This is a genomic window from Enterobacteriaceae endosymbiont of Donacia bicoloricornis (assembly GCF_012567955.1).
Taxonomy (GTDB): Bacteria; Pseudomonadota; Gammaproteobacteria; order Enterobacterales; family Enterobacteriaceae.
Map to the genome: position 1 here is coordinate 403,919 of NZ_CP046186.1, position 11,725 is coordinate 415,643.

Consider the following 11,725-nt stretch of genomic DNA (forward strand, 5'->3'; position numbering starts at 1 on the left):
ATATTATTGATATTTTTTATTTTTAAAAGGTTTTATATATGAAACAAGGTTTATTCGTTATTAAAAGAAATGGATATAAAGAATTAATAAATATAAATAAAATAAATTTACTATTATCTCGGTCAGCGCAAAATTTACAAAAAATATCTTTATCACAAATAAAAAAACAATTATATTTCCAATTATATAATGGGATTAACACAATAAATATTCATAATATTATAATTAAAATTACTGCAGATTTGATTTCAGAAAAAAATCCTGATTATCAATATATGGCAGCTAGGTTAGCTATTTCATATTTAAGAAAAGAGGCATATGGAAAATTTATTCCTCCAAAATTATATATTCATATAAAAAAAATGGTTTTTTTGAAAAAATATGATAAATTTCTTTTAGAAGAATATACTAAAAAAGATTTTGATTTAATGGAAAATTTTATTGATCATAATCGTGATATGAATTTTTCATACGCTGCAGTAAAACAATTAGAGGGAAAATATTTAGTTAAAAATAGAATTACGGGTAAAATTTATGAAAGTGCACAATTTTTATATATATTAATTTCAGCTTGTTTATTTGCTAAATATCCATCTAATAAAAGAATAAATTATATAAAATCTTTTTATGATGCTATTTCCATGTTTAAAATTTCTTTACCTACTCCAATTATGTCCGGTGTACGTACATGTACAAAACAATTTAGTTCATGTATTTTAATTGAATGTGGAGATAATATTGATTCAATTAATGCTACTACTAGCAGTATAGTAAAATATGTTTCTCAAAAAGCAGGTATTGGTATTAATGCAGGAAGAATTCGTGCTGTAGGTAGTGCCATTAGAAATGGAGAAGCTTTACATACTGGATGTATCCCATTTTATAAACATTTTCAAACAGCAATTAAATCTTGTTCTCAAGGAGGAGTACGTGGAGGTGCTGGAACATTATTTTATCCTTTATGGCATTTAGAAATTACTAATTTATTAGTTTTAAAAAATAATAGAGGAATTGAAACTAATAGAGTAAGACATCTTGATTATGGAGTCCAAATTAATAAATTATTATATCAACGTTTAATTAATGGAGAAAAAATTACTTTATTTAGTCCTTCAGATGTGCCTGATTTATATGAATATTTTTTTTCAAATCAAAAAAAATTTAATAATCTTTATAAAAAATATGAAAAAGATATTAAAATTAGAAAGAAAAAAATTAATGCTATAAATTTATTTTCATTAATGATGCAAGAACGAACTTCAACAGGAAGAATATATATTCAAAATGTTGATCACTGTAATACACATTCTTCATTTAATCCTAATATAGCTCCCATAAGACAATCCAATCTTTGCTTAGAAATTACTCTTCCAACAAAAATTTTACATAAAATTGATGATCCTAATGGTGAAATAGGATTATGTACTTTAGCTGCTATAAATTTAGGAAAAATTAAAAATTTAAAAGAAATAAAAAATTTATCAGACTTAATAGTAAGAGCCTTAAATTGTTTATTAGATTATCAAAAATATTTAATACCTGCTGCACAAAATTCTGCTTTAGGTCGTAGACCATTAGGTATAGGAGTAATTAATTTTGCATATTATTTAGCAAAAAATAATGTACGTTATTCCGATAATAGTGCAAATAATCTAACACATAGAACCTTTGAAGCTCTACAATTTTTTTTATTAAAAGCATCTAATAATTTAGCTAAAACTAATGGAGCTTGTCCTTTATTTAAAGATACAAATTATTCAAAAGGTATATTACCTATCGATACTTATAAAAAATTTATCGATAATATTCATACAGAAAAATTACATTATAATTGGGAAAAATTAAGAAAAAATATAAAAAAATATGGATTACGTAATTCTACTTTATCAGCTTTAATGCCATCTGAAACTTCTTCTCAAATATCAAATGCTACTAATGGAATTGAGCCTCCTAGAGGATTTATTAGTATAAAAACATCTAAAAATGGAGTTTTAAAACAAGTAGTACCTGAATTTTTAAAATTAAAAAAAAAATATGAATTATTATGGAATATACCTAATAATAATGGATATTTGAATTTGATAGGAATAATGCAAAAATTTATTGATCAATCTATTTCTGCAAATATAAATTATGATCCTAGTCGTTTTAAGAAAAATAAAATACCTATGCAACAATTATTAAAAGATTTATTAATTTCATATAAATTAGGTATTAAAACTTTATATTATCAAAACACTAGAGATGGTGCTAAAGATAATCAAAATGAAAATATATCACAAATTGATAATGGATGTTTCAATGGATCTTGTATAATTTAATTTTAAATAATTTTATTATTCGGATAATTAAATGAGTTATACTACTTTTTCAAAAAAAAAAAATAATCAATTAAAAGAACCTATGTTTTTTGGTCAATCTGTAAATATTGCACGTTATGATCAACAAAAACATTATATATTTGAGAATTTAATTGAAAAACAATTAAGTTTTTTTTGGAGACCTGAAGAAATAGATATATCATATGATCAAATTCATTATCAAAATTTACCAAAAAATGAAAAGCATATATTTATTAGTAACTTAAAATATCAAACTTTACTAGATTCAATTCAAGGAAGAAGTCCTAATATAGCATTACTTCCACTTGTCTCTATTCCAGAATTAGAAACATGGATAGAAACATGGTCTTTTTTTGAAACAATACATTCTAGATCATATACACATATAATTAGAAATATTGTAAACGATCCTTCAATAATTTTTGATGATATTGTTACTAATAACAATATTATTCTTCGTACAAATGATATAATTAAATATTACGATGAATTAATTAAAACAACTAATTATTGGCATTTATTTGGTGAAGGTAATTTTTTAATTAATAAAAAAAAAGTTAATATTAATTTATATGATTTAAAAAAAAAATTATATTTATGTTTAATGAGTGTTAATATTTTGGAAGCTATTAGATTTTATGTAAGTTTTGCATGTTCATTTGCTTTTGCAGAAAGAGAATTAATGGAAGGTAATGCTAAAATTATTAGATTTATAGCTAGAGATGAATATTTACATTTAATAGGTACTCAATATATCATAAATATGATGCAAAAAGGAGAAGAAGATAAAGATATGGCAAAAATTGCAATTGAATGCCAAAAACAATGTTATCAATTATTTCTTGATGCATCTATACAAGAACAAAAATGGGCAGAATATCTTTTTTGTAATGGATCAATGATTGGATTAAATAAAAATATTTTATGTAAATACATTAAATATATTACTAATATCAGAATGGAAAAAGTTGGATTAAAAAGTCCATTTCTTATAAAAGAAAATCCTATTCCATGGATTAATTCCTGGTTAATATCAGATAATGTTCAAATGGCACCTCAAGAAGTAGAAGTAAGTTCCTATTTAGTTGGACAAATTGATTCTACAGTAGATATTAAAAAATTTAAAAATTTTAAACTATAATTTTATTATTATTTTATGACTGTTATTTTCTAAATTAGATAACAGTCATATTTTAATTTTTAATTATTTAATTAAAATATACAAAGAATATAAAGATATTAATAATAAAATAAAACAAAAAAATTTTTCTATTCTATTCAAAAATAGGATTTTTGGATTATTAATCTTAGTTAATATTAAAAATATTAACCCAGGTATATATAATACTAATGATAATAATAAATTTGAAAATCCTGCTGCATATAATAACCAAGTAGAATAAAAACAAGAACCTAATCCTATAAAAAAATTAAATTTATTTTTTTTTAAAGATATTTTTAATAAATAAGCACCCACTAAAAAATAAGGTACTAATATCATTTCAGAAGCAATAGTTAGTAATTTATTATAATCTATTTTAGATATCCAAATTAATATTAAACATAATTGCATACTTATATTCGTAAACCATAAAGCATATAATGGTGTATTATTACAATTTTGTTTAGATAAAATATTAGGAAATATTTTATTTTTAGCAGCAATCCAAGGAACTTCTGCAGCCATAATAGTCCAACTTAAATAAGATCCACATACTGATATAATCAGTCCTATTGCAGTAAATAAATTACCAAATTTACCAATTAAAACAGTCATTATTCCTGCCATTGAAGGATTTTTCATACTTGCTAAATCTATTCTATTTATAATTCCGAAAGATAGTACAGTTACTAATAAATATATAAATAATGCAATAATTACTGCTAATAAAGTAGCTTTACCTACATCATTTTTATTTTTTGCTCTAGATGACAAAATGACAGCACCTTCTACTCCAATAAATACCCATAAAGTAATTAACATTGTATCTTTAATTTGGTTTAAAAGAGAATGATTTAAATAACATCCCATTAAATCTATTTTAAATTTTTTAAAATTAAAAATAATAAAAGATAAAAATATAAAAATAACTAAAGGTATTAATTTACATAATGTAGTAATAGTATTAATTATAGATGCTGTTTGTGTACCATTAAGTAATAAAAAATGGATTAACCATAATAAAATAGATGCTCCTAATATAGATTGCCATGTATTACCATTATTAAAAATAATATGCTTTGGAGTATCAATAAAAAAACTAATAGCAGAAAATACGATAACTAAATAAGAAATATTTGCAATAATAGCACATAACCAATATCCCCATGCAGAATAAAAACCAACTAAATTTCCAAATCCATCTTTTGCATATGAAAAAATTCCTCCTTGAAGATTAGGTTTTAATTTATTTAATAATAATAGTGTTGTTGCTAGAAAAATAATTCCAATCCCAGTAATAATCCATCCTATTATCAGAGCTAAAGGACCAGCAACCATAGCCATATTTTGTGGTAGACTAAATATTCCTGCTCCTAACATAGAACTAAGAACCAATGATGTAAGTGATATTAAATTTAATTTTTTACTCAAAATAATTCCTTTTTTAGAAAATTATTAATTTTAATTATTTAATTTTTAACTTTACATTAAAATTAAAAATTTAATTAATATAAAAAATATTTTATATATAAATTTTAAAAAATATTGTTTTTTATACTGGATTATTTATATTTATAAAATTAACATTTAATTTAAATTTTTTTTTTAACCAATTACCTAACATAATAACTCCTCCTTTTTCAGTTGCATGATGTCCAGCACTAATAAAATGAATTTTATTTTCATTAGCAAAATGAAAATTCATTTCTGATACCTCTCCTGTAAGAAAAACATCTATATCATAGTTTATAATTTTTTCTAAAAATTTTTGTCCTGCTCCACTACACCAAGCAATTTTATAAATTTTTTTTGGAGCATTTTCTCCAAAATGTAATGGTATCCTTTTTAATTTCTTTTTTAGAATAGAAAGAAATTTTTTTATACTAATTTTATTTTTTAAATATCCATAAAAAACAAAAGGATTAATTTTACCTTTAATATTAATATTTAAAATATTAGCTAAATAAATATTATTTCCTATTTCTTGATTAAGATCTAAAGGTAAATGCCAACTATATAAATTAATATTATTTATTAATATTGTAGATATTTTTTTTTTTTTAGCCCCCTTAATTACTGAAGATTCGTTTTTCCAAAAATATCCATGATGAACTATAATAGCATCTGCTTTTAATTTTACAGCAAAATCTAATAATTTTTGACATGCGCTAACTCCTGTTATAATATTTTTTATATATTTTTTACCTTCTATTTGTAATCCGTTAGGTATATAATCTTGTATACTAATATTAGTATTTAATTTATTATTAATAATAATTTCTAATTCTTTATTTTTTATCATTTTATTTATAAAATAAATTTATATTTTAACCTTAGAAAATTAATAGTTAATTTTAAAAAAAAAAACAATATTTTTTTATAAAAAAATAAAATTTATGTGAGGAAAGTAAATGTTTGAAAGTTTAAGTAATAAATTATCTAATATATTATTAAAAATTAAAAATTATGGAAGGTTAACAGAAAAAAATATTAAGGATACTTTAGATAAAATATATATTAATTTTTTAGAAGCTGATGTTTCATTAGAAGTAACTAAAGACTTTATTAATAAAATTAAAAAAGAAGCTATAGGTAAAAAAATTAATAATAATTTTACTCCAGGACAAGAATTTATAAAATTAATACATAAAAATTTAATAGAATTAATGGATTCTTCTAATAAAAATATTAATATAGCAACTCAACCTCCAGCTATAATATTATTTGTTGGATTACAAGGTGTAGGTAAAACAACTAGTGTCGTAAAATTAGCATATTTTTTAAAAAAAAAATATAAAAAAAAAGTTTTAGTAGCATCAACAGATATATATAGACCAGCAGCTATACAACAATTAAAAATTTTAGCACAAAGTGTTAAAATTAATTTTTTTGATACAAATTTAAATATTTCACCAATAAAAATATCTGAAAAAGTACTAAATTATGCTAAAACTAACTTTTATGATCTATTAATTATAGATACAGCAGGAAGATTACATATTGATAATAAAATGATGCAAGAAATAAAAAATATTTCTAATTTATTACATCCTATAGAAATTTTATTTGTTATTGATGCAATGACAGGACAAAATTCAATTAATATTGCTAAAAAATTTGATCAAGTATTACCAATAACAGGAATTTTTTTAACTAAAGCAGATAGTGATACTAGAGGAGGTGCTTGTTTATCTACAAAATATATTATAAAAAAACCTATTAAATTTATTGGTAATGGAGAAAAAATAAATAATATTATGGTATTTTCTCCTGAAATAATCGCTACTAAAATAATAGGTATGTCTTCTGAGTTAACTATTATTGAAAATATTAAAAAAAAAATTAATTTAGAAAAAAATCAGAGAATAATTAATAAATTAAAAAATAAAAAAACATTTGATTTAAAAGATTTTTTAGAACAATTAGAACAAATAAAATTAATAGGTAACAAAAATATTTCTTTTTTTTTAAATAAAATGAAAATGAATAATATTCAATATCCTACAAATTCTATAATGAATATTATGAATATAAAGAATTCAACTATAAATAATGTCAAAACGATAATGAAATCCATGACTAAATTAGAAAAACAAAATGTTGATATAATTAATTATTCTCGTAAGAAAAGAATATCATTAGGATCAGGAGTTTCTATTTTAGAAATAAATGCTATACTAAAACAATATAATCAAATGAAATTAATTAATAAAAAAATGAAAAAAAATAATAATATTCATAAAATAATAAGATATGTAAAAAATTTTTTTAATTTTAAAAAATAGGAATAAATATGATTAAAATTAGATTATCTAGAAAAGGAATAAAAAAAAAACCTTTTTATCAAATAATTGTTACTGATAGTAGAAATCCTAGAGATGGACGTTTTATAGAAAAATTAGGTTATTTTAATCCTTTTAATCCTAAAAAAAATTGTAAAGAAAAAATAATAAAATTTAATAAAAATAGAATTGATTTTTGGTTATCTAAAGGAGCGGTTCTCTCAAAAAGAGTACATAGTTTAATAAAATAAATTTATAAGTTTATTGATGAATAATCTAAATAAAAAAATAATTTTAGGTAAATTTGGTAAAGTTTATGGTGTTAAAGGATGGATTAGATTATTTTCTTATACTGAAAATAAAAAAAGTATTTTTTTATATAAAAAATTATTTATTATTAATGATATAAATAATGTTTTTTTTATAAATTTTAATAAATATAAAAATAAAAAAAAATATTTTATTGTTCAAATAAATAATGTTTTTAAAAATAAAGATTCTAATAAATTTGTTAATCATCATATTTATATTTTTAAAAATGAATTAATAAAATATAAAAAAAAAAAAGAATATTATTGGAATGATATAATTGGTTGTTATATATTAAATAATAATAAAATTTATTTAGGTAGAGTTACTAATATAGTAACAACAAAATTATATGATATACTTATTATTCAATCTAATAATTTATATATAAAAAAAAAAATATTTATTCCTTTTATTGAACCTAATATAATTAGAGACGTAGACTTAATTAATAATATTATTAAAGTAAATTGGAGTTTATAGTTTATTTTTAAAATAAAATAACAAAAAAATAATAATTATGTGGATTAGTATTATTACTTTATTTCCAGAAATGTTTAAAACAGTTATAAAATATGGCTTAATTAATAAAAGTATAAAAAAAAAATTACTAAATATTAGTTTTTGGAATCCTAGAGATTTTATAAGAAATAAATTTAATAAAATAGATTCTAATATTTATGGGGGTGGAGGAGGTGTAATATTGAAAGCAGAACCCCTAATAAAATCTATTTATAAAGCAAAATTAGAAATGAAAAAGAATGTTAAAATAATTTATTTATCTCCCCAAGGTAAACAAATTAATATTTCTTATATAAAAAAATTAATATCATATCATCAAATGATATTTATTTGTGGAAGATATAAAGGTATAGATGAACGTGTTATTGATAATTTTGTAGATGAAGAAATATCAATTGGTGATTATATTCTTAGTGGGGGTGAATTACCAGCGATGGTATTATTAGATATATTAGTAAGACAAATACCTGGTGTATTAAATAATATATCGTCTTGTAATACTGATTCTTTTTTTAATAATGGTTTATTAGATGCTCCTAATTATACTAATCCTAAAATATTAACAAATTTAAAAAAAAAAAATATTGTACCTTCCATATTGCTATCAGGAGATCATAAAAAAATAAAAGAATGGAAATTACAACAATCTTTAGGAATAACTTGGATAAAAAGACCTGATTTATTCAAAAAAAAAAAACTAACAAAAAAAGAAAAAGTTTTATTTCAAAATTTTAAAAAATCTTATTTAAAAAATAAGTAATATTATGGAGTAAAAATGAATAACATAATTTCTTATGTAGAAAAAGAACAATTAAAAAATTATAATAAATTTCCTACTTTTAGGGTGGGAGATACATTAAAAATAAAAATTTGGGTTATTGAAGGAACAAAAAAAAGACTTCAAACTTTTGAAGGTATTGTAATTTCTTTAGTTAAAAAAAATAGTTTTAATTGTTCTTTTACAATTAGAAAATTGTCTAATGGTATTGGTGTGGAACGTATTTTTCCTTTATATTCTAAAATAATTAATTCGATTAAAGTTAAAAAAATAGGTCACGTAAGAAAATCAAAATTATATTATTTACGTAAATTAACAGGTAAAGCAGCTAGAATTAAAGAAAGATTATCTTAATTTTTTTTTAAAAAAATTATTTATAAATAATTTTTTTCATATAATGAAATATTTTTCTTTTAATATTAGAAAATCTTTTAATTTTTAATTTAATTGCTTTATAAAAAATTAATTTATGACTGTAAATATTTATTTTTTTTTTAGCTCTTGTAATGGCAGTATAAATTAATTCTCTAGTTAAAATAGGATAAAGTTTATTTGGTAGTACCAATGATATTTTTTGAAATTCTGAACCTTGAGCTTTATGTGTAGTTATTGCATAAGCTATATTATAAGGAGGTAAATTTTTAATAGAAATTATTTGATATTTCCCATTAGCTAATAAAAATTTTATTTTTAGTTTTTTATCATTTTTATCAAAAAAAGTAATTCCAATATCTCCATTAAATAAGTTTAAAAAATTACTATTTTGAGTAATAATAATAGGTCTTCCTATGTACCAATTATGATATGTAATATTATTTATTAAAATTTTCTCATTAAATAATTCTTTTTCTATAATATTGTTAATCATTTTTGTACCAAATAAACCGTGTTTAATTGCACATATTATTTGATAACAATTAAATTTTTGTAAAATATCATTATGGTTATTACTTTTTTGTAAAAATATAAAGTATTTTTTATACTCATGAATAAATGAATTAATCATTAATTTATATTGTTTGTCATTTATGACATCAATTAAATTGATATCTTTATATTTTTTTGATAAAAATAGTTTTTTAATTTTCTTAATTTCCCCTTTTTTAATTATTAAAGCTAATTTATTAATACCAGAATTATTTAAATATCTAAAATTATATTTTAATACAGTTATAAAATTTCGAAAAAAAAAACTTGGAATATTATAATTTTTTTTTACTTTATTATTATTTATAATATTTAACCATTTAAAATATTTTTTTGTAAAAAAAAATTTTTTAAAATAACATAAATCCTTAAACATATTACCACCCTCTATTGGAGGTAATTGATATTCATCTCCTAATAATACTAATTTAGTTTTTTTAGATAAAGCTTTTAGAATAATAGACATTAGATTAAAATCAATCATAGATGCTTCATCTATTATTAATAGATCTAAATCTAATGTATTTTTATCATTATATGAAGTTTCTTTAGTATAAATTTTTATTTTTAATAAATTATGTATAGTTGTTCCTTTACTAGGAATGTTTTTTTTTTCATTTTTATTTATTAAATTTAAAGATATTTTTTTAAAAAAATAATTTACAGATTGAGTTAATCTTGCAGAAGCTTTTCCAGTGGTTGCTGCAATTTTAATTTTTAAAGGATTATTAAAAATTTTAATAAATGTAAAAATAATTTTAGATACTATACTAGTTTTACCAGTTCCAGGCGACCCATTAATAATACTAATTCTATGTGTTAAAGCCGCACAAATAGCCTGTTTTTCTAAAGAAGTATTTTTATTTTCATTAATAAATAAAATTTTTAATATATTTTTAATTTTTTTTTGATCTATTAATATTACATTATTTTTAATAAAATTTTCTACTATTATATTTTCTTCATTCCATATTTTATGTAAATAAAGACAATTATTTTCTAAAATAATAGGGGTAATATAATTACCATTATTAATAATTTCTGTATTTAAAAGTAATATTTTTTTCCAATTTGTAATTTGATTTATTTCTTTTATTTTTTTTATAAAAAATGTATTTTTTTGATTTTTAATCTTTATATCTAAATATAATTTAGATATTGGTAAACAAACATTACCTTTACTAATACTATTACTAAGTAATGCAATTGAATATTTTAAAAATTTTTGTTTTTTTGAAGTTAATATAGATGCAAAATAAAAATCAGTTAATCTAATAACACCTATTTCACATAGTTTTTTAAAGAAATATTGCATATATTTGATTTTAATATTTTTAAAATAAATTTAAATAAAAAATTTATTTAATTTGTTAATTAATTTTAAAGATGGTTTTGTTGTCCAAATACCATCCTGATTCTTTTTACTATTAATACCTCTAATATATAAATATATTATACCTCCGAAATGTTTTTTATAATTATAATTAGTAATACGATATTGTAAATATTTATGTAAAGCTAAAGAATAAATTTGATATTGTATATCATAACGATTTAAACATATATCATTTTCAATATATTTTTTAGTATAATCTTTATAATTATTACCTAACCAAGTTGATTTATAATCTATAATATAATATTTATTCTCCCATAAAAAAATTAAGTCAATTATACCTGATAAAAATCCTTCTATTACTTTAAATTTTAATTTAGATAAATTATATGACAATTTATCATATTTGTTTATAAGATTATTATATTTTGTAGAAGAAAATATTTTTTTTATGGATAAATAAAATTTAAATTCTGTTTTTTTATTTTTATTACTTATTTTATTTAAAATAATATTTTTATTACTTATTGATTTTTTTAGAATGTTATTAAACCAATTAGTTAACAT

The 11,725-nt window shown here is 19.6% G+C and carries 10 protein-coding genes and 1 pseudogene; 7 read left to right on the forward strand and 4 right to left on the reverse strand.

The window, feature by feature from the left end; translation table 11 throughout:
* Positions 1–38: 38 nt before the first annotated feature.
* Both nrdA and nrdB read left to right on the forward strand, forming a co-directional pair.
* Complete coding sequence (nrdA, locus tag GJU03_RS01995; protein WP_168919008.1) at positions 39–2,321, forward strand: class 1a ribonucleoside-diphosphate reductase subunit alpha; 2,283 nt, start codon at positions 39–41, stop codon at positions 2,319–2,321.
* Between the two features lie 31 nt (positions 2,322–2,352).
* Positions 2,353–3,483 carry a class Ia ribonucleoside-diphosphate reductase subunit beta gene (gene nrdB, locus GJU03_RS02000; protein ID WP_168919009.1) on the forward strand — a complete coding sequence of 377 codons (1,131 nt, stop codon included), beginning with the start codon at positions 2,353–2,355 and terminating at the stop codon, positions 3,481–3,483.
* Between the two features lie 63 nt (positions 3,484–3,546).
* Here nrdB and GJU03_RS02005 read toward each other — a convergent pair whose 3' ends face one another.
* Positions 3,547–4,935: a basic amino acid/polyamine antiporter gene (locus GJU03_RS02005; protein ID WP_168919010.1), complete on the reverse strand. Its 1,389-nt coding sequence runs from the start codon at positions 4,933–4,935 to the stop codon at positions 3,547–3,549.
* 121 nt (positions 4,936–5,056) lie between these two features.
* Positions 5,057–5,803, reverse strand: coding sequence for a Nif3-like dinuclear metal center hexameric protein (locus GJU03_RS02010; protein WP_168919064.1), 747 nt, complete (start codon positions 5,801–5,803; stop codon positions 5,057–5,059).
* A gap of 112 nt (positions 5,804–5,915) precedes the next feature.
* Between GJU03_RS02010 and GJU03_RS02015 the strand changes: the two genes are divergently transcribed.
* Genes GJU03_RS02015 through rplS form a run of 5 tightly spaced genes read left to right on the forward strand, consistent with a single transcriptional unit; the run spans position 5,916 to position 9,249 of the window.
* On the forward strand, positions 5,916–7,289 hold the full coding sequence (locus tag GJU03_RS02015; RefSeq protein WP_168919011.1) for a signal recognition particle protein: 1,374 nt from the start codon (positions 5,916–5,918) through the stop codon (positions 7,287–7,289).
* A gap of 8 nt (positions 7,290–7,297) precedes the next feature.
* Positions 7,298–7,537: a 30S ribosomal protein S16 gene (gene rpsP / locus GJU03_RS02020; protein ID WP_168919012.1), complete on the forward strand. Its 240-nt coding sequence runs from the start codon at positions 7,298–7,300 to the stop codon at positions 7,535–7,537.
* Between the two features lie 16 nt (positions 7,538–7,553).
* A complete protein-coding gene (gene rimM / locus GJU03_RS02025) occupies positions 7,554–8,078 on the forward strand; it encodes a ribosome maturation factor RimM (RefSeq protein ID WP_168919013.1) in 525 nt (174 codons plus the stop codon).
* A 37-nt stretch (positions 8,079–8,115) separates the two neighbouring features.
* Positions 8,116–8,877, forward strand: a complete 762-nt coding sequence (gene trmD, locus GJU03_RS02030; RefSeq protein ID WP_168919014.1) for a tRNA (guanosine(37)-N1)-methyltransferase TrmD — start codon at positions 8,116–8,118, stop codon at positions 8,875–8,877.
* A 15-nt stretch (positions 8,878–8,892) separates the two neighbouring features.
* On the forward strand, positions 8,893–9,249 hold the full coding sequence (rplS, locus tag GJU03_RS02035) for a 50S ribosomal protein L19 (RefSeq protein ID WP_168919015.1): 357 nt from the start codon (positions 8,893–8,895) through the stop codon (positions 9,247–9,249).
* Positions 9,250–9,265: 16 nt separating this feature from the next.
* Here rplS and recD read toward each other — a convergent pair whose 3' ends face one another.
* Both recD and GJU03_RS02045 read right to left on the reverse strand, forming a co-directional pair.
* Positions 9,266–11,137 (reverse strand): exodeoxyribonuclease V subunit alpha, encoded by a 1,872-nt coding sequence (gene recD / locus GJU03_RS02040; RefSeq protein WP_168919016.1) that lies wholly within the window; start codon positions 11,135–11,137, stop codon positions 9,266–9,268.
* A 30-nt stretch (positions 11,138–11,167) separates the two neighbouring features.
* Positions 11,168–11,725 (reverse strand): annotated as a pseudogene (locus GJU03_RS02045) (exodeoxyribonuclease V subunit beta); the annotation flags it as partial.

Coding starts and splice junctions, on each gene's coding strand:
- nrdA (WP_168919008.1), top strand. CDS start 39: ATGAAACAAGGTTTATTCGTTATTAAAAGAAATGGATATAAAGAATTA.
- nrdB (WP_168919009.1), top strand. CDS start 2,353: ATGAGTTATACTACTTTTTCAAAAAAAAAAAATAATCAATTAAAAGAA.
- GJU03_RS02015 (WP_168919011.1), top strand. CDS start 5,916: ATGTTTGAAAGTTTAAGTAATAAATTATCTAATATATTATTAAAAATT.
- rpsP (WP_168919012.1), top strand. CDS start 7,298: ATGATTAAAATTAGATTATCTAGAAAAGGAATAAAAAAAAAACCTTTT.
- rimM (WP_168919013.1), top strand. CDS start 7,554: ATGAATAATCTAAATAAAAAAATAATTTTAGGTAAATTTGGTAAAGTT.
- trmD (WP_168919014.1), top strand. CDS start 8,116: ATGTGGATTAGTATTATTACTTTATTTCCAGAAATGTTTAAAACAGTT.
- rplS (WP_168919015.1), top strand. CDS start 8,893: ATGAATAACATAATTTCTTATGTAGAAAAAGAACAATTAAAAAATTAT.
- recD (WP_168919016.1), bottom strand. CDS start 11,137: ATGCAATATTTCTTTAAAAAACTATGTGAAATAGGTGTTATTAGATTA.